The organism is Pseudomonas sp. GD03944 (assembly GCF_029839275.1).
Classification (GTDB): Bacteria; Pseudomonadota; Gammaproteobacteria; order Pseudomonadales; family Pseudomonadaceae; genus Aquipseudomonas.
In genome coordinates this window covers 304,307-321,260 of record NZ_JAOCAH010000003.1, presented here as the reverse complement: position 1 = coordinate 321,260, position 16,954 = coordinate 304,307, and the positions used below count along the sequence as shown (strand labels likewise).

Here is a 16,954-nt window from a genome sequence, read left to right as displayed (position 1 = left end):
GTCAACGTCCTACGGGGTACAGCAGTTCCTCCTTGTACCCCGCCCACACCCGCACCACGTCGGGAAAGGCATCATCCAGCTGCACATCGCCGCTGTCCACCAGCAGCGGCCGGCCTTCCAGGGTGCCCAGCTTGCGTTTGGTGGCGATCACCCGCAGGTGTTCCAGGCCCACCGCGCGCACCACCCGCGGGCTGATCTGCTGATTGCCGCGCCCGAGGATATGCCCCTGGCCACCGATGGCGGTGACCAGCAGCCGTGCCGGGTGGTCGTCGATCAGCTCGAACAGCTGCGCCTCGGTAACGTCACGGGCGATCACCTGGCCGTTCTCGATCACGTCGACGCCCAGCAGCGTTGTCTCCAGCCCCAGGTTGGCCGCCAGCCCGTGCAGGGTCGAACCCGGCCCGAAGATGTAGCGCACGTCGGTTTCCCAGCTGCTTTCCAGCCAGGCGGCCAAGTCGGCGAGCACCAGTTCTTCGGACTCGACGCCGCCCTGCTTGACCTGCTGCACGTAGCCGCCCTCCTCCGGCACGGTGAGTTCGCCATACCAGCGCGCGGCGACTCGCCCATCGCGCAGCGCCGCCTCGTCCAGGTCGCGCACCTCGCCACTGCCCAGTCGCACCAGGCCGCCATCGAGCAGGCGCAGGGTCAGCTCGCCTGCCGCCCGAGGGCTGATGGCGTACACCCCGGACTGGATCTTCACCCCCGCCGGAATGCCCAGCACCGGCTGGCACTCGCGCACCGCGGCGCAGACATCACGGGCCGTGCCATCGCCACCGGCGAACAGGATCAACGCCACCCCGGCCTCCTGCAGTAGCTCCACTGCACGCTGGGTGTCAGCCGCCGAGGTCGAGACGCCTGACAGCTCGCCCAACACCTGGTGGGTGAAGCCCATGTCTGCCAGCAGGTCGGCGCCCATCGGCCCGGGAAAGGTCACGAACGCCAGGCGCTCGCGGGCCGGCAGCAGGCACTCCAGGGCCGCGCGGGTGCGCAAGGCCGCCTTTGGCACACTGCCCAGGGCCATGGCCTGCTCGGCCACGCCGTCGCTGCCCTTGAGTCCGGCGGGGCCACCCACACCCGCCAGGGGGTTGATGATCAGCCCCAGGTGAAACCTCGACATATCCGTCCTCGTTTTGCCAATCCGATCAGTCGCCTTTTCAAACCCATAGGTTTCTTGGCACAGTGACTGCAGGGTACATATTCACCGACAGTTTTTCGTCACTCGAACTGTCACCGCGCAGTCATTTGACCCTTTTAGACTGCGCGCACCACCTGATGAGGAGACCCGACGATGAATACCCAGAAGCAGACCACGCCCGCATCCACGCCCACGCCGCAACAGGCTCAGCAGTTTGTCGGTGGCGCCATTATCGATGCCCAGGGCCGCGAAATCCCGATCACCGAAAGCATGATCCAGCACGCCTGCAACGAGCTGGACCGCAGCCGCGAAACAGCGGCACGCCACGCCGACTGATCCTCCCGACACACCAGAAGCCCGGGCCTGCCCGGGCTTTTTCATTCTGCCCTTAGCGAACCTGCGCCCCAAGCGCCTGGACCAGCGCACCCAGCGATGGCGCCTGCCCGTGCAGCTCGACCTGCAGGCCGGTGATCTCCCGGCGCACCGGGTACTGCTTGCGCAGGGCATCGAAGGCGGCCCGGCGCTGGGCGGCATCACCCCACAGGCTGCGGCGGAAATCCGCATCGTCACGCCGCGGGTCGTACACCGCGCGGCACAGGGTGGCCAGGGCCCAGGCAGGATCGGCGCTGGCGTCGAGGCAAACCCCGGCAAGCCGCTGCGCAGGCATCAATTCATCCAGCTCTATCGCTGGGGCCACCCCCTGCTGCGCACAGTACGCCTGGTAGATCTGCGCCGTGCCGCGCAGCTTGCCGTCCAGGCTGTAGCCGGCAATGTGCGGGGTGGCGATCCGGCACAAGCCAGCCAGTTCGACGTTCACCAGCGGCTCGCCTTCCCAGACATCCAACACGGCGCGCAGGTCGCTTCGCGCCTTGAGCTGTTCGGTGAGGGCGGCGTTGTCGATCACCGCGCCACGGCTGGCATTGATCAGCCAGGCGCCCGTCTTCAGCTGGGCCAGGCGCGCCGCGTCGAACAGGTGATGGGTCGGGTGAGCACCCTGACGGGTCAACGGCGTGTGCAGGCTGATCACATCACACTCGGCGATGACCTGCTCCAGGGAAACGAAGTCGCCACCCTCTGCCGCCTGGCGCACCGGGTCGCACACCAGCACGCGCCAGCCCAGACCGCGCAGCACCGCCACCAGCCGGCCACCGACCTGCCCCGCGCCGACCACGCCGTAGGTGCGGCTCTCCAGGGCACAGCCCGCGTCCTCGGCCAGCACCAGCAAACTGCCCAGCACGTAGTCGACCACGCCCCGGGCGTTGCAGCCCGGCGCGCTGGACCAGGCGATGCCGGCCTCGCGGAAATACTCCAGGTCCAGGTGATCGGTGCCGATGGTGCAGGTGCCGACGAACTTCACCCGACTGCCCTCCAGCAAGGCGCGGTCGACCTGGGTCACCGAGCGCACCAGCAACACCTCGGCATCGCCCAGGGTCGCACGATCGATGGCCCGCCCGGGGGCGCGCTGGATCTCGCCGATGCCGGCAAAGAATTCATCGAGCAGGGGTATGTTTTCGTCGGCGACGATACGCATCAGGGAGCACCTCCAGGGCCAAGGCGGCATTCTAACCGGATGCGGCAGTGCCTGAGCAGCATGCAACCGGGGAATGACCGAACGCGCCTTTCCTGACCGATACGTCAAGGCGTAGACTGTGCGGCTTTCCAGAATACTTCTACGGAATCGTCATGCCTGCCGAGTCTCGCCTGCAGCGCGTGCGCACCGAACTGCGCACGCTGCTGGTCCTAGCCACGCCGATCATCATCGCCCAGCTGTCCTACACGGCGATCGGCTTCGTCGACACCGTCATGTCGGGGCGCTTCAGTGCCCGCGACCTGGCGGCCGTGGCCCTGGGCAACTCGATCTGGGTGCCGGTGTTCCTGTTGATGACCGGCATCCTGCTGGCTACCACGCCCAAGGTCGCCCAGCGCTTCGGTGCCCAGCAGCACCACGAGATCGGCCCCCTGGTGCGCCAGGCACTATGGCTGGCGGTGGCGGTGGGTGGCGTTGCCGCCAGCGTGCTGTGGAATGCCGAATTCATTCTGCGCCAGATGAAGGTCGACCCCGACCTGATCGAACCCACCATGGGCTATCTGCATGGCGTGGCTCTGGGCTTCCCCTGCGTGGCGCTGTTCCATGTGCTGCGCTGCTACAGCGACGGCCTGGGATTGACCCGGCCGGCGATGGTCCTGGGGCTGCTCGGCCTGCTGCTGAACATCCCCCTGAACTACGTGCTGATCTACGGCAAGCTGGGCTTTCCGGCCCTGGGCAGCGTGGGCTGCGGCTGGGCCACGGCGCTGGTGATGCTGTTCATGCTGCTGGGCATGCTGTGGTGGATTCGCCGGGCGCCGGCCTACCGCGCCAGCATGCCGCTCCAGCGCTTCGACCCGCCGCAGTGGGCACTGATCAAACGCCTGCTGGGCATCGGCCTGCCCATCGGCATCGCGGTGTTCGCCGAGTCGAGCATCTTCGCCGTCATCGCCCTGTTGATCGGCGGGCTCGGTGAGACCGTGGTGGCCGGGCACCAGATCGCCCTGAACTTCAGCTCCCTGGTGTTCATGATCCCCTACTCCATCGGCATGGCCGCCACCGTGCGCGTCGGCCAAGCCCTGGGACGCGGCCAGCCCCATGAGGCGCGCTTCGCCGCCTGGGTGAGCATTTTCACCGCCCTGAGCTACGCCTGCCTGTCGGCCAGCGCCATGCTGCTGTTGCGCGCCCCTATCGCCCGGATCTACACCCCGGACGCCGAGGTGGTGGCGCTGGCCGCCAGCCTGATCGTCTATGCCGCGCTGTTCCAGTTCTCCGATGCCATCCAGGTCACCGCCGCCGGCGCCCTGCGTGGCTACCAGGACACCCGGGCGACCATGATCATGACCCTGTTCGCTTACTGGGGCATCGGCCTGCCGGTGGGTTACGTGCTGGGGCTTACCGACCTGTTCGGCCCGGCCAGTGGGCCAGCCGGTCTGTGGCAGGGGCTGATCGTCGGCCTGACCTGCGCCGCGCTGATGCTGGCAGTGCGCCTGACCATCAGCTCAAAGCGGCACATCCTGATCAGCCGCACCGGCGAGCAAATCTAGGGCGCTGACTTTCGTAGGGTGGAACACGCTTCAGCGTTCCACCCATGGCCCCTGAACGACTGCACAGAACGATCCTGTTCCGCTACCGCCCACGCGCCACGCGTTATTCGGCCTTGGTGCGAATCCAGTACAGGTAGGTGCCCGCCTCTTCCGCCTGCTCCAGCAGCTCGTGGCCGAGGAACACGCAGAACTTGGGAATATCACGACGGGTCGAGGGATCGGTGGCGATCACCTTGAGCAGGCCACCGGGCGGCAGCTCGCGGACTTTGTTGTGCAGCATCATCACCGGCTCCGGGCAGTTCAGCCCGGTGGCGTCGAGGGTGCCGTCAGGCACGGCATCAGCATACGAGGACATCGAAAGACTCCAGAAACAGGCGGCCATTCTCGCGCAAAGCAGGCCGCCAGACCATCACCCGGTGGCGATCCGTCGCGGCCAGCGCCAGACACCCTGTGGGAGGGGCTTCAGCCGCGACACCCGCCCTGGCTCACAACCGCCGCAAATGGCAGGTCACTTCCTCGCGGTCGTGGTAGAGCTGCTTGCAGGCGATGGATACCTTGATTCGCCGAGCGGCAAACGCGTCTTCCAGGCGCTGCAGCAGGCGCCGCACTTCGGCATAGCGCTGTTTCATCGGCAGCTTGAGGTTGACCACCGCCTCACGGCACAGGCCCTCGCCAATCCAGGTTTCCAGCAAGGCGGCGCTGCGGGCTGGCTTCTCGACGATGTCGCAGACCATCCAGTCCACCGGTTGCTTGGGCTTCCAGGTAAAGCCGTCGACCATCAGGTGCTGCACCAGCCCGGTGTCCATCAGGCTGTCGGCCATGGGGCCGTTGTCGATCGCGGTCACCAGCATGCCGCGGCGCACCAGTTGGTAGGTCCAGCCGCCGGGGGCGGCGCCCAGGTCCACACCGGTCATCTCGTCGGACAGACGCGTCTCCCACTGCTCACGCGGGATGAACGTGTGCCAGGCCTCTTCCAGCTTGAGGGTCGAGCGACTCGGCGCCTCGCGCGGGAACTTCAGGCGCGGGATGCCCATGGGCCACTGCGCCGAATTGTTCGGTTCGGCCAGGCCGAGGAACACCTCGCGCCCGCTCTTGAACGTCAGCAACAGCCGCGGCTTGCGCGGGTCGTCCTGCAGGCGGCCGGCCTTGGTCAGCGCCTTGCGCAGCGGCGCCTCGAACTTCTTGCAGAAATTCGACAGTTCCTTGCCTTCGTTGGTGTCCAGTACCTCCAGCCACAGGCTGCCGCACACCGGCGCATCGGCCAGTTGCTCGAGCAACACGCTGATGCGGTCGGTTTCAGGCAGGTCGATGAAAGCACCGCGGGCCCATTGACGGGGGAAGATCAACTGGCTGAAGCGCAGGCCGCGCATCAGCGCGTCGGCGCCGCCGGCTTCGGTGCAGATGAATTCGGCATGGGCGGAATTGGCCTTGGCCTTGGCATAACCGGCCACATTCAGCAGCGCCGCGTGTTCGGACAGCTCGGCACACACCTCGCTCTCGAAACCCGGACGGCAATGCAACAGCAACGTATTCATAGGGTTCTCCTGGGGCGCGCATCATAACGGAGGGGGAACCTGCGGCGCAGCCTTCCTGTCCAGTAAAAGGACGACGGCGATGGCGCCGGAGCGCGCCACCCCGTCCTGTCACGCCCCGAGATCGCCCCAACGTGGCGAGACTCTCCAAGCAGAGCTAGCGTGAAGACTCTGCCGAACACCCGTCCTGGCTTGTGCCGTGCAAGCCAGGAAAAGGCCTGATAAGGAGTTGCGCAATGCCTTCCACAGATAGCCTGAACACCCGTCGGACCCTGGCGGTCGGCGACACCACCTACCACTACTACAGCCTGCCCGAGGCTGCCAAACAGCTCGGCGACATCGACCGCCTGCCGATGTCGCTGAAGGTGCTGCTGGAAAACCTGCTGCGCTGGGAAGACGGCAAGACCGTGACCCGCGATGACCTGCACGCGCTGTACGGCTGGCTGCAAAAACGCAGCTCCGACCGCGAGATCCAGTACCGCCCGGCCCGGGTACTGATGCAGGACTTCACCGGGGTGCCGGCGGTGGTCGATCTGGCCGCCATGCGCGACGCCATGGCCAAGGCCGGCGGCGACCCGCAGAAGATCAACCCGCTGTCACCGGTGGACCTGGTGATCGACCACTCGGTGATGGTCGACAAGTTCGCCAGCGCCTCGGCCTTCGAAGAAAACGTCGAGATCGAAATGCAGCGCAACGGCGAGCGCTACGCCTTCCTGCGCTGGGGCCAGCACGCCTTCGCCAACTTCAGTGTGGTGCCGCCGGGCACCGGCATCTGCCACCAGGTCAACCTGGAATACCTGGGCCGGACCGTGTGGACCCGCGAGGAAGACGGCAACACCTACGCCTTCCCCGACACCCTGGTCGGTACCGACTCGCACACCACCATGATCAATGGCCTCGGCGTACTCGGCTGGGGCGTGGGCGGCATCGAGGCGGAGGCGGCCATGCTCGGCCAGCCGGTGTCGATGCTGATTCCCGAAGTGATCGGCTTCAAGCTCACCGGCAAGCTCAAGGAAGGCATCACGGCTACCGACCTGGTGCTGACGGTGACGCAGATGCTGCGCAAGAAAGGCGTGGTGGGCAAATTCGTCGAGTTCTACGGTGACGGCCTGGCCGACCTGCCCCTGGCCGACCGTGCCACCATCGCCAACATGGCCCCGGAATACGGCGCCACCTGTGGCTTCTTCCCGGTGGACGACATCACCCTGGGCTACCTGCGCCTGTCCGGTCGTCCGGAGCAGACCGTCAAGCTGGTCGAGGCCTACAGCAAGGCCCAGGGGCTGTGGCGCGAACCGGGCCACGAGCCGGTGTTCACCGACACCCTGGAACTGGACATGGGCCAGGTCGAGGCCAGCCTGGCCGGCCCCAAGCGTCCCCAGGACCGCGTCGCCCTGCCCCAGGTCAACCAGGCCTTCGATGACTTCATCGGCCTGCAGCTCAAGCCCAGCAAAAAAGAGGAAGGCCGCCTGCTCAGCGAAGGCGGTGGCGGTACCGCCGTGGGCGCGGCCGACCAGACCGGGGAAGTCGATTACGAATACGAGGGCCAGACCCACCGCCTGAAGAACGGCGCAGTGGTAATTGCCGCCATCACCTCCTGCACCAACACCTCCAACCCCAGCGTGATGATGGCCGCCGGCCTGCTGGCGAAGAAGGCCGTGGAGAAAGGCCTGCAGCGCAAACCCTGGGTCAAGAGTTCGCTGGCGCCGGGCTCCAAGGTGGTGACCGAATACTTCAATGCCGCCGGCCTGACCCGCTACCTCGACGAGTTGGGCTTCGACCTGGTGGGCTATGGCTGCACCACCTGCATCGGCAACTCCGGCCCCCTGCCCGACCCGATCGAGGCGGCAATCCAGAAGGCCGACCTCACCGTGGCCTCGGTGCTTTCCGGCAACCGCAACTTCGAAGGCCGGGTGCACCCGCTGGTGAAAACCAACTGGCTGGCCTCGCCGCCCCTGGTGGTGGCCTATGCCCTGGCCGGCAGCGTGCGGGTCAACATCGCCGAAGAGCCGCTGGGCACCGGCAAGGACGGCCAGCCGGTGTACCTCAAGGACATCTGGCCCACACAGAAGGAAATCAGCGACGCCATCCTGAAAGTCGACACGGCAATGTTCCGCAAGGAGTACGCCGAAGTCTTCGCCGGTGATGCCCAGTGGCAGGCCATCGACGTGCCCAAGGCCGACACCTACGCCTGGCAGTCGGACTCCACCTACATCCAGCACCCACCGTTCTTCGAGCGCATCACCGAGGCCCCGCCGCACATCGGTGACATCCATCAGGCGCGCATCCTGGCGCTGCTCGGCGACTCGGTGACCACCGACCACATTTCCCCCGCCGGCAACATCAAGGCCGACAGCCCGGCCGGTCGCTACCTGCGCGAACAGGGCGTGGAACCACGGGACTTCAACTCCTACGGTTCGCGCCGCGGCAACCACGAAGTGATGATGCGCGGCACCTTTGCCAACATCCGAATTCGTAACGAAATGTTGGGTGGCGAAGAAGGCGGCAACACCCTGCACGTGCCCAGCGGCGAGAAGCTGGCGATCTACGACGCGTCCATGCGCTACCAGGCCGAAGGCACACCGCTGGTGGTGGTCGCGGGCAAGGAATACGGCACCGGCTCCAGCCGCGACTGGGCGGCCAAGGGCACCAACCTGCTGGGGGTCAAGGCGGTCATCGCCGAAAGCTTCGAGCGCATCCACCGTTCCAACCTGGTCGGTATGGGCGTGCTGCCGCTGCAGTTCACCGGTGGCCAGGACCGCAAGAGCCTGGGCCTGAGCGGCAAGGAAACCCTGAGCATCGTGGGCCTGGACGGGGTCGAGTTGCGCCCGTCGATGACCCTCACCGTGGAGATCCTTCGCGAGGGCGGCAAGCTGGAACGGGCCGAAGTGCTGTGCCGTATCGACACCCTCAACGAGGTCGAGTACTTCAAGGCCGGTGGCATCCTGCACTACGTGCTGCGCCAGCTCATCGCCGGTCACTGACCCCCGTGTCGCGGCAGGGCAACCCTGCCGCGACGACTTCGGCGATCCCCTAACACAGCAACTGCGGTTACACTGCGCGCCGTATCAAACAATCATAAAAATGAAGGCGTTGAGACGCCTTACGCTCAACTTCAGGCAGCGATGGCCGATTAACTCGGTATCGCCCTTAGGGACAAGCCCGCCATGCGCAATAACCAGCCAGTAACGCAACGCGAACGAACGTTCCCTTCGCAACAACGTTTGATCTCCACGACCGACGCCAAAGGGCAGATCACCTACTGCAACGAGGCCTTCATCGACATCAGCGGCTTCTCTCGCGAAGAGCTGATTCGGGCCCCGCACAACCTGGTCCGTCACCCGGACGTGCCGCCCGCCGTGTTCGCCCACATGTGGACCACCCTGAAAAGCGGCCGCCCGTGGATGGGCATCGTCAAGAACCGCTGCAAGAACGGCGACTACTACTGGGTCAACGCCTACGTCACTCCGATGCTGGAAAATGGCCAGGTCGTGGGCTACGAGTCGGTGCGGGTCAAACCCACCCCCGAGCAGGTGCGCCGCGCCGAAGCCCTGTACCAGCGGATCAACGCCGGCAAGTCGGCGATTCCCACCCGCGACAAATGGTTGCCGGTGCTGCAGGACTGGCTGCCCTTCATCCTGATCAGCCAGATCGGCTTCCTGATCGGCATCTGGCTCAACCACGGCTGGGGCTTCGCCATTGCCGCCCTGCTCTCCGTGCCGCTCGGCCTGGCCGGGTTGAACTGGCAGCAACGTGGCCTCAAACGCTTGCTGCGCCTGGCCGACCAGACCACCTCCGACCCGCTGATCGCCCAGATGTACACCGACAGCCGTGGCGCCCAAGGCCGCCTGGAAATGTCCATTCTCAGCCAGGAAGCGCGCCTGAAAACCTGCCTCACCCGCCTGCAGGACAGCGCCGAAAACCTGACCGCTCAGGCCAAGCAGGCCGACGTGCTGGCACACAACAGCTCCGCCGGACTGGATCGCCAGCGCCAGGAGACCGAACAGGTCGCCACCGCGGTCAACGAAATGGCTGCCACCACCCTGGAAGTCGCAAGCAACGTGGCACGTACCGCCATCGCCACCCAGGAGGCCAACCGCCTGACCAGCGAAGGCCGCACCATCGCCGCGGAAACCCGCGAGGCCATCCAGCGCCTGTCGGTGTCGGTGGGCGAAACCGGTGAAACCGTCACCCGCCTGGCCCACGACAGCAATGAAATCGGCGGCGTGGTCGACGTGATCAAAGGCATTGCCGACCAGACCAACCTGCTCGCCCTCAACGCTGCCATCGAGGCTGCGCGTGCCGGTGAAATGGGCCGTGGTTTTGCCGTGGTCGCCGACGAGGTTCGCTCCCTGGCTCAACGCACTGCCGAGTCCACCGGGCAGATCCACCAGTTGATCGCCAAGCTTCAGCGCACCGCCGAAGAAGCGGTACTGACCATGGAAATCGGCCGCAAACAGGCCGACGACGGCGTCGAACGCGTACAGCAGGCCGACCAGGCCCTGGCCGGCATCAGCGACTCGGTGGCCAACATCGCCGACATGGCCAACCAGATCGCCGCCGCCGCGGAAGAACAGAGCGCCGTGGCCGACGAAATCAACCGCAACATCACCACCATCGCCGAACTGTCCGACCAGACCGCCGGCGAAGCCCAGAGCACCGCCCAGCTCAGCAAGGAACTGACCGCCACTGCGCACGGGCAGTATTCGTTGGTGGAACGGTTTAATCGCTAAACGCAAAAAGGCGCACCGGGTGATACCGGTGCGCTCTTGTCTTAACACCCTGCCAATACCGCCCTTGTAGACGCCAGCCTGCTGACTCCTACGATTGACAACACATCTCTTACTCGCTCAATAAGCGATCTGCACGATCGGCAGTATCACCACCTATAGGTGATGGCGTATAACGCCTTATACAGCCGCCACGTCCCTCCGACCGACTAGGAATAGGCGAGAGTACTGCGACAGCTGAACATCGCCTCTGGTAACAAGGAAGAGTTAATGAGCATCTTCGATATTTTCCGCAAGAAGCCCAAGATGCCTGCATCTATTGAGGATGGAATGGCTTCACAGGCACATGACTTTATCAACGCATTCCGAAGCCCTGGAGCACCAATTGACGCGGCACAACTAGACTTCAGCAGAGAGTCAATATTATTGGTGGATCACGTTCTCCATGACTTTTATTCGCAAGGGGCACAACTCCCAGAGGACCTGCATTTCCTGGCATCGGCTTATTTATTTGAGTGCGCCAGAAGGCACTATGGAGGGAGATACTTAAGAGGCGATGAAAATAATCCATTCGTTCTAGTAATCGGAGAGCCCGACTTCAAGATCGGATTTTGTGCAATGGAAAAGGTTTCGGGTAGGACCACAAATGGACCGGAGGACAATCTCCAATTCTTTTTTGATGGAATAGAATCCCCCTATCAGCAGAAAAAAAACGCCACATTGCTTTAGCTGTGTCGTGTCTAGAACATATTCATACCACCAAGCCGAGGTAGCCCCGGCAGTCGAGCATTGCGATGCCCATTTTGGGCGCCGCACCTCCAAAGCAATTCGCCCCGGGTATCTCTCCACTCCATCCAGGCTACAGGCTCAAGCGGCATATGCTGCCCAGGGTCAACTTCTCTCTAATAGTTAGGCTTATCACAATGACAAAATGGATTTTTGCCATCTGGCTTGCAGGCATCATTATCCTTGGCTTTGAGATTGCAACCTTTCCCCCTGAAGAACACGTTAGCGGTAGCACGGAAGCAAGTCGCCTCACCGTACTTGTTTTTGTGCTTCTTTGTTTACCCTCAAGCGTTTTATCACTCCCACTTGCATTGATGGGACTAGACTTTTACTCCGATCAGAATTGGTTTGTACATAACGAACAACATGCTATTTTCATCTGGCTGATTGTTCATATTATTTTCGCCCTAGCTCAATGGGCTTTTATTTTTTGGTTAATAAAACGTCGCAAAAACAACCCTGCCCGCAAGATGGGTTAAGCATCCCGACACCCACTATTTTGGTGCCGGGCCTCCAAGGCGCTTCGCCCCCCGGGTATCGCTTCGCTCCACCCAGGCTACCGGTGTCGGGCCTACTTCTAGCTGACCAACCGGACGCGTTCCCCAAGGGACTTGAGGGTCACCCAGCGTGCAAAGCAGCGCATCAAGGAACTGAAGCATTACGCGCGGTACTGAACCGGAGCCAGGCTGATCGACGCCTTCCATGCGCCAGATCAAGCAATACGCATCGAGCCAACAGGACGGTTGCCAGATGCTGCCCGTGGCGTCAGGATTCAGCCAAGCCCCCAAGGAAGCCGTGGCCGATGACCCTGGAGCATTACAACCGTTCGCGTCGGCACGCCGACTTTCTCGAGTCGCTGCTCACCACGCTGGTGATCGCCCTGTTGGCGCTGGCACTGTTCGTCCCGGAAGATGAACTGCTCATCGCCCTGGCCGTGGTGATCGGCGGTGTGCTGGTGGGGCTGTACCGGCAGCATCAGTCACTCGGCGAGTACCGCTGCCCACGGTGCGGTGGTTGCCCGCACAGCGCGCAGGATGAGCGCATCGGCCATCAACAGGAATTGACCACGCCCCACTGCCTGCACTGTCGGCTGCCCCTTTCCGACTAGATCAAACCACCGCAAGACCGCATGGACGCCCATGACTCGATACATCACAAACCTGGCAGGTTTCGCCCTGCTCGCCTGCAGCCTGTTGGCCCATGCCGAACAAGGCCTGCCTTTTGGCCATCACGATCCCGACGAGATCGACGTGAGCACCAGCGTACTGCTCTACCGCTGCGCCCCTGAGAGTTTCAGCCTCTGGCTCGCGCCGGAGAACGCGCCGCGCCAGGACGGCGATCGGGTACTGCCCTTCGACAGCGCCCAGCAGCTGCTCTGCGAAAGCCGGGGTCACCGCTATTCGGTGAGCAGCCACCATTACCGCGGCGACGCACCGACCGGCTTCTGCGCGGGCGCGCAGGCCGTCAAGGTTGGCCTGTTGCGCGATGGCCAGTTGCTGCATGACGGTTACCTGGCCAACTACTGCACGCTGAATGGCGCGACCGAATTCCATTTCGGCGCACAGGATCGCGCCTGCACCGTGCAGCGACTCGACGACGGCCCGCCGGTCAATCGCTGCGAAGTGGCTCCGGCGAAGAAACCGTAGAGAAGGGCCACGCAAGAATAGCGCTCCCCCTCTACGCTTGTGTCTGCATCACGCATCGCCCCGGGTATCGCTTCGCTCCACCCAGGCTACGGCGTTGCGTTACCTCGATAGAAAACCTGCCACCGCATCCGCTGCGGCATCCAGGTGCTGCTCGTGGGTGTAGCCCGAGACCTTCAATGGCTTGAGGTCATGGTCGCCACTGACCAGCCAGTGCAGCGTGATTGATCCAGAGAGCGGGTAACCGGCCACGGTGTGGCGGTCGCCCATGGGGTCGCGCTCGCCCTGGACGATCAGGGTCGGCGTGCGCAGGTCGGCCAGGTGCGCGACCCGCGGCTTGTCGGCCTTGCCGATGGCATGAAACGGATAGCCCAGGCAGACCAGCGCATCGGCCTGAAGCTCATCCGCCAGCAGGCTGGCCATCCGCCCGCCCATGGACTTGCCGCCGATGGCCAGTGGCCCTGCGACCTGTTGGCGCACCTGAGCATGCACCGCACGCCAGTGTTCCAGCAGTCTGGCCTGGGGGTTCGGAGGGCGCTTCTTGCCGTCTTCGCGGCGCGCCGCCATGTAGGCGAACTCGAAGCGCACCACGGCAACCCCGCGTGCCGCGAGGCGTTGCGCCATCTGCTGCATGAAGTCGCTGTCCATGGGCGCACCCGCGCCGTGGGCGAGGATCAGCGTCGCCTTGCAGGTCCCCTCCGGGCGGTCCCACAACGTCGTGATATCACCCTGCCCCTGCGTGCATTGATCCTCGTCAATACCGCCGCCCAGCCCTTTGCTCATGCTTACCTCGCTTGGAAATCTGCCGGTGGCTCGGCCGCTCATGCCTGCGCCACCGGATTGATCGAACGTTTTGCCACGGAAGCCCACACAATGAACGCAACAACCAGTGCCGCCTACAACTACAAGGTGGTTCGCCAGTTCGCCGTGATGACGGTGGTTTGGGGCATCGTCGGGATGGGGCTCGGCGTGTTCATCGCCGCGCAACTGGCCTGGCCGGAGCTCAACCTGAACCTGCCCTGGACCAGCTTCGGGCGCCTGCGCCCGCTGCACACCAACGCTGTCATCTTCGCCTTCGGCGGCTGCGCGCTGTTCGCCACCAGCTACTACGCCGTACAACGAACCTCCCAGGCGACCCTGTTCGCCCCGCGCCTCGCTGCCTTCACCTTCTGGGGCTGGCAACTGGTGATCGTCCTCGCGGCGATCACCCTGCCGCTGGGTTACACCAGCAGCAAAGAGTACGCCGAACTGGAATGGCCGATCGACATTCTGATCACCATCGTCTGGGTCAGCTACGCCATCGTGTTCTTCGGCACCATCGTCAAACGCCGGGTCAGCCACATCTATGTCGGCAACTGGTTCTTCGGCGGGTTCATCCTGACCGTCGCGCTGCTGCACGTGGTCAACAACCTGGAAGTGCCGGTCACCCTGACCAAGTCCTACTCGATCTACTCGGGTGCCACCGACGCCATGGTGCAATGGTGGTACGGCCACAACGCGGTGGGCTTCTTCCTGACCGCCGGTTTCCTGGGGATGATGTACTACTTCGTGCCGAAGCAGGCCGGTCGCCCGGTGTATTCCTATCGCCTGTCCATCGTGCACTTCTGGGCGCTGATCACCCTGTACATCTGGGCCGGCCCGCACCACCTGCACTACACCGCCCTGCCTGACTGGGCGCAATCCCTGGGCATGGTGATGTCTCTGGTGCTGCTGGCACCGAGCTGGGGCGGCATGATCAACGGGATGATGACCCTGTCGGGCGCCTGGCACAAACTGCGCACCGACCCGATCCTGCGCTTCCTGGTGGTGTCGCTGGCCTTCTACGGCATGTCCACGTTCGAAGGCCCGATGATGGCGATCAAGACCGTCAACGCGCTTTCCCACTACACCGACTGGACCATCGGCCACGTGCACGCCGGTGCCCTCGGCTGGGTCGCCATGGTGTCGATCGGCTCGCTGTACCACCTGATTCCCAAGGTCTACGGCCGCGAGCAGATGTACAGCATCGGCCTGATCAACGCTCACTTCTGGCTCGCCACCATCGGCACCGTGCTCTACATCGCCTCGATGTGGGTCAACGGCATCGCCCAGGGCCTGATGTGGCGCGCGGTCAACGAAGACGGAACGCTCACCTACTCCTTCGTCGAAGCGCTGGAAGCCAGCCACCCTGGTTTCGTGGTGCGCGTCATCGGCGGTGCGGTGTTCTTCGCCGGCATGCTGCTGATGGCCTGGAACGTCTGGCAGACCGTGCGCAACACCCAGGCGGAAGAACTGAAAGCCGCCGCCCAGTATTCGCTTGAGGGAGCCCATTGATGAAACACGAACTGCTCGAGAAGAACATCGGCCTGATGGCGCTGATGATGGTGTTCGCCGTCAGCATCGGCGGCCTGACCCAGATCGTCCCGCTGTTCTTCCAGGACGTCACCAACGAACCGGTCGAGGGCATGAAGCCCTACACGGCCCTGCAACTGGAAGGCCGCGACATCTACATCAAGGAAGGCTGCGTTGGCTGCCACTCGCAGATGATCCGTCCGTTCCGCGCCGAGACCGAGCGCTACGGCCACTACTCCGTCGCCGGCGAAAGCGTCTGGGACCACCCCTTCCTGTGGGGCTCCAAGCGCACCGGCCCGGACCTGGCTCGTGTGGGCGGCCGCTACTCGGACGAGTGGCACCGCGCCCACCTGTACAACCCGCGCAACGTGGTGCCGGAGTCGAAGATGCCGGCCTACCCCTGGCTGGTGGAGAACACCCTGGACGGCAAGGACACCGCCGCCAAGATCAAGGCCATGCGCTTCCTCGGCGTGCCCTACACCGACGACGACATCGCCGGTGCCGCTGACGCAGTGAAAGGCAAGACCGAGATGGACGCCCTGGTCGCCTACCTGCAAGTGCTCGGCACTGCGCTGCAGAACAAGAGGTAGGCCCATGATTTTCGACCTGATCGATATCGGCTTCGTGCGCGGCGCGGGCACCGCCCTGGTGTTCACCGCCTTCACCTGCGTGACCCTCTGGGCCTACAGCGCCAAGCGCGCCACGGCCTTCGACGAGGCCGCGCAACTGCCCTTTGCCGATGAACCCAAGACTGCCGCACCGAGGAGCACCACCCCATGAGCACTTTCTGGAGCTGGTACGTCACCCTGCTCACGGCCTCCACCCTGCTCGCCCTGTTCTGGCTGATCTTCGCCACCCGCAAGAGCGAAGTTCACAAGAGCGAAACCGAGCAGACCATGGGGCATGCCTTCGACGGCATCGAGGAATACGACAACCCACTGCCCAAGTGGTGGTTCATGCTGTTCCTCGGCACCCTGGTGTTTTCCGTGGGCTACCTGCTGCTCTACCCGGGCATGGGCAACTGGAAAGGCCTGCTGCCCGGCTATGAAGATGGCTGGACCCAAGTCGCCCAGTGGCAGCGCGAAATGGACCAGGCCGACCAGGCCTACGGCCCGATCTTCGCCAAATATGCCGCCATGCCTCTGGAAGAGGTGGCAAAAGACGAGCAGGCGCTGAAAATGGGTGGCCGCATGTTCGCCACCTATTGCTCGGTCTGCCACGGCTCGGACGCCAAGGGCGCGATGGGCTTCCCCAACCTGACCGACGCCCACTGGCGCTGGGGCGGCGAGGCGGAAACCATCAAGACCAGCATCCTGCATGGCCGCCAGGGCGTGATGCCAGCCTGGGGTCAGCTGCTGGGCGAAGAGGGCGTGAAGCAGGTGGCCGCCTATGTCCGCCAGGACCTGGCCAAGCTGCCGCTGCCGGAAGGCACCGATGTGGACGTCGACCACGGCCGCACCCTGTTCAGCACCAACTGCGCCGCCTGCCACGGCCCGGTCGGTACCGGCATGGCCATGCTCGGCGCGCCGGACCTGACCCACTCCCAGGGCTGGATCTATGGCTCGAGCCTGGCGCAGCTGCAGCAGACTATCCGCCACGGCCGCAATGGCCAGATGCCTGCGCAGGAACAGTACCTGGGTAACGACAAGGTCCACCTGCTGGCCGCCTACGTGCTGAGCCTGAGCCGCGAGGAGAAGGCCGCCGAGCCGATCGCCGCCCAGTAAGCGA

Annotated in this window: 17 protein-coding genes; 12 read left to right on the top strand and 5 right to left on the bottom strand. The window is 64.2% G+C overall.

The genetic code is table 11. The features are described 5' to 3' along the window. Position 1: 1 nt before the first annotated feature. Positions 2-1,117 carry an ATP-NAD kinase family protein gene (locus N5C28_RS07450; protein ID WP_279821354.1) on the bottom strand — a complete coding sequence of 372 codons (1,116 nt, stop codon included), beginning with the start codon at positions 1,115-1,117 and terminating at the stop codon, positions 2-4. Positions 1,118-1,288: 171 nt separating this feature from the next. Here N5C28_RS07450 and N5C28_RS07445 point away from each other — a divergent pair, with 171 nt between their 5' ends. Continuing rightward, entirely contained in the window at positions 1,289-1,471 is a 183-nt protein-coding gene (locus N5C28_RS07445; RefSeq protein WP_279821353.1) for a PA1571 family protein, read from the top strand. A 52-nt stretch (positions 1,472-1,523) separates the two neighbouring features. Here N5C28_RS07445 and pdxB read toward each other — a convergent pair whose 3' ends face one another. After that, complete coding sequence (gene pdxB, locus N5C28_RS07440; RefSeq protein WP_279821352.1) at positions 1,524-2,666, bottom strand: 4-phosphoerythronate dehydrogenase PdxB; 1,143 nt, start codon at positions 2,664-2,666, stop codon at positions 1,524-1,526. A gap of 152 nt (positions 2,667-2,818) precedes the next feature. Here pdxB and N5C28_RS07435 point away from each other — a divergent pair, with 152 nt between their 5' ends. Beyond that, the gene (locus N5C28_RS07435) at positions 2,819-4,207 is read left to right on the top strand and encodes an MATE family efflux transporter (protein WP_279821351.1); all 1,389 of its coding nucleotides are present in this window, start codon (positions 2,819-2,821) and stop codon (positions 4,205-4,207) included. A gap of 103 nt (positions 4,208-4,310) precedes the next feature. On the opposite strand, the gene tusA is transcribed toward N5C28_RS07435, so the two are convergent. Then, positions 4,311-4,562 (bottom strand): sulfurtransferase TusA, encoded by a 252-nt coding sequence (gene tusA / locus N5C28_RS07430; protein ID WP_279821350.1) that lies wholly within the window; start codon positions 4,560-4,562, stop codon positions 4,311-4,313. A 130-nt stretch (positions 4,563-4,692) separates the two neighbouring features. Further along, entirely contained in the window at positions 4,693-5,742 is a 1,050-nt protein-coding gene (gene rlmM / locus N5C28_RS07425; RefSeq protein ID WP_279821349.1) for a 23S rRNA (cytidine(2498)-2'-O)-methyltransferase RlmM, read from the bottom strand. A 233-nt stretch (positions 5,743-5,975) separates the two neighbouring features. Between rlmM and acnA the strand changes: the two genes are divergently transcribed. The 6 genes from acnA to N5C28_RS07395 all read left to right on the top strand — a co-directional run bounded on the left by acnA (position 5,976) and on the right by N5C28_RS07395 (position 12,898). Beyond that, complete coding sequence (gene acnA / locus N5C28_RS07420) at positions 5,976-8,720, top strand: aconitate hydratase AcnA (protein ID WP_279821348.1); 2,745 nt, start codon at positions 5,976-5,978, stop codon at positions 8,718-8,720. A 183-nt stretch (positions 8,721-8,903) separates the two neighbouring features. Further along, complete coding sequence (locus tag N5C28_RS07415; protein ID WP_279821347.1) at positions 8,904-10,469, top strand: PAS domain-containing methyl-accepting chemotaxis protein; 1,566 nt, start codon at positions 8,904-8,906, stop codon at positions 10,467-10,469. Positions 10,470-10,736: 267 nt separating this feature from the next. Next, on the top strand, positions 10,737-11,195 hold the full coding sequence (locus N5C28_RS07410; protein ID WP_279821346.1) for a hypothetical protein: 459 nt from the start codon (positions 10,737-10,739) through the stop codon (positions 11,193-11,195). A 194-nt stretch (positions 11,196-11,389) separates the two neighbouring features. Then, on the top strand, positions 11,390-11,731 hold the full coding sequence (locus N5C28_RS07405; RefSeq protein WP_279821345.1) for a hypothetical protein: 342 nt from the start codon (positions 11,390-11,392) through the stop codon (positions 11,729-11,731). A gap of 323 nt (positions 11,732-12,054) precedes the next feature. Further along, a complete protein-coding gene (locus N5C28_RS07400; RefSeq protein ID WP_279821344.1) occupies positions 12,055-12,360 on the top strand; it encodes a hypothetical protein in 306 nt (101 codons plus the stop codon). A gap of 31 nt (positions 12,361-12,391) precedes the next feature. Continuing rightward, a complete protein-coding gene (locus tag N5C28_RS07395) occupies positions 12,392-12,898 on the top strand; it encodes a hypothetical protein (RefSeq protein WP_279821343.1) in 507 nt (168 codons plus the stop codon). Positions 12,899-12,997: 99 nt separating this feature from the next. Here N5C28_RS07395 and N5C28_RS07390 read toward each other — a convergent pair whose 3' ends face one another. Then, on the bottom strand, positions 12,998-13,678 hold the full coding sequence (locus N5C28_RS07390) for an alpha/beta family hydrolase (protein WP_279821342.1): 681 nt from the start codon (positions 13,676-13,678) through the stop codon (positions 12,998-13,000). Between the two features lie 90 nt (positions 13,679-13,768). Here N5C28_RS07390 and ccoN point away from each other — a divergent pair, with 90 nt between their 5' ends. From ccoN to ccoP, 4 genes are read left to right on the top strand one after another with little or no spacing between them, the layout of a single operon-like run. Continuing rightward, on the top strand, positions 13,769-15,208 hold the full coding sequence (gene ccoN / locus N5C28_RS07385; RefSeq protein WP_279821341.1) for a cytochrome-c oxidase, cbb3-type subunit I: 1,440 nt from the start codon (positions 13,769-13,771) through the stop codon (positions 15,206-15,208). After that, positions 15,208-15,816 (top strand): cytochrome-c oxidase, cbb3-type subunit II, encoded by a 609-nt coding sequence (gene ccoO, locus N5C28_RS07380; protein WP_279821340.1) that lies wholly within the window; start codon positions 15,208-15,210, stop codon positions 15,814-15,816. Before ccoN ends, ccoO begins: the two co-directional genes overlap by 1 nt. Before the next feature lie 4 nt (positions 15,817-15,820). Then, on the top strand, positions 15,821-16,006 hold the full coding sequence (locus N5C28_RS07375; RefSeq protein WP_279821339.1) for a cbb3-type cytochrome c oxidase subunit 3: 186 nt from the start codon (positions 15,821-15,823) through the stop codon (positions 16,004-16,006). Beyond that, positions 16,003-16,950, top strand: a complete 948-nt coding sequence (ccoP, locus tag N5C28_RS07370; protein ID WP_279821338.1) for a cytochrome-c oxidase, cbb3-type subunit III — start codon at positions 16,003-16,005, stop codon at positions 16,948-16,950. Before N5C28_RS07375 ends, ccoP begins: the two co-directional genes overlap by 4 nt. Positions 16,951-16,954 lie beyond the last annotated feature (4 nt).

What these genes read in the sequence shown, in the direction of transcription:
- acnA (WP_279821348.1), top strand. Translation starts at nt 5,976, where the DNA reads ATGCCTTCCACAGATAGCCTGAACACCCGTCGGACCCTGGCGGTCGGC.
- N5C28_RS07400 (WP_279821344.1), top strand. Translation starts at nt 12,055, where the DNA reads ATGACCCTGGAGCATTACAACCGTTCGCGTCGGCACGCCGACTTTCTC.
- N5C28_RS07435 (WP_279821351.1), top strand. Translation starts at nt 2,819, where the DNA reads ATGCCTGCCGAGTCTCGCCTGCAGCGCGTGCGCACCGAACTGCGCACG.
- pdxB (WP_279821352.1), bottom strand. Translation starts at nt 2,666, where the DNA reads ATGCGTATCGTCGCCGACGAAAACATACCCCTGCTCGATGAATTCTTT.
- rlmM (WP_279821349.1), bottom strand. Translation starts at nt 5,742, where the DNA reads ATGAATACGTTGCTGTTGCATTGCCGTCCGGGTTTCGAGAGCGAGGTG.
- N5C28_RS07415 (WP_279821347.1), top strand. Translation starts at nt 8,904, where the DNA reads ATGCGCAATAACCAGCCAGTAACGCAACGCGAACGAACGTTCCCTTCG.
- N5C28_RS07410 (WP_279821346.1), top strand. Translation starts at nt 10,737, where the DNA reads ATGAGCATCTTCGATATTTTCCGCAAGAAGCCCAAGATGCCTGCATCT.
- N5C28_RS07405 (WP_279821345.1), top strand. Translation starts at nt 11,390, where the DNA reads ATGACAAAATGGATTTTTGCCATCTGGCTTGCAGGCATCATTATCCTT.
- ccoN (WP_279821341.1), top strand. Translation starts at nt 13,769, where the DNA reads ATGAACGCAACAACCAGTGCCGCCTACAACTACAAGGTGGTTCGCCAG.
- N5C28_RS07445 (WP_279821353.1), top strand. Translation starts at nt 1,289, where the DNA reads ATGAATACCCAGAAGCAGACCACGCCCGCATCCACGCCCACGCCGCAA.
- N5C28_RS07395 (WP_279821343.1), top strand. Translation starts at nt 12,392, where the DNA reads ATGACTCGATACATCACAAACCTGGCAGGTTTCGCCCTGCTCGCCTGC.
- N5C28_RS07450 (WP_279821354.1), bottom strand. Translation starts at nt 1,117, where the DNA reads ATGTCGAGGTTTCACCTGGGGCTGATCATCAACCCCCTGGCGGGTGTG.
- N5C28_RS07390 (WP_279821342.1), bottom strand. Translation starts at nt 13,678, where the DNA reads ATGAGCAAAGGGCTGGGCGGCGGTATTGACGAGGATCAATGCACGCAG.
- tusA (WP_279821350.1), bottom strand. Translation starts at nt 4,562, where the DNA reads ATGTCCTCGTATGCTGATGCCGTGCCTGACGGCACCCTCGACGCCACC.
- N5C28_RS07375 (WP_279821339.1), top strand. Translation starts at nt 15,821, where the DNA reads ATGATTTTCGACCTGATCGATATCGGCTTCGTGCGCGGCGCGGGCACC.
- ccoO (WP_279821340.1), top strand. Translation starts at nt 15,208, where the DNA reads ATGAAACACGAACTGCTCGAGAAGAACATCGGCCTGATGGCGCTGATG.
- ccoP (WP_279821338.1), top strand. Translation starts at nt 16,003, where the DNA reads ATGAGCACTTTCTGGAGCTGGTACGTCACCCTGCTCACGGCCTCCACC.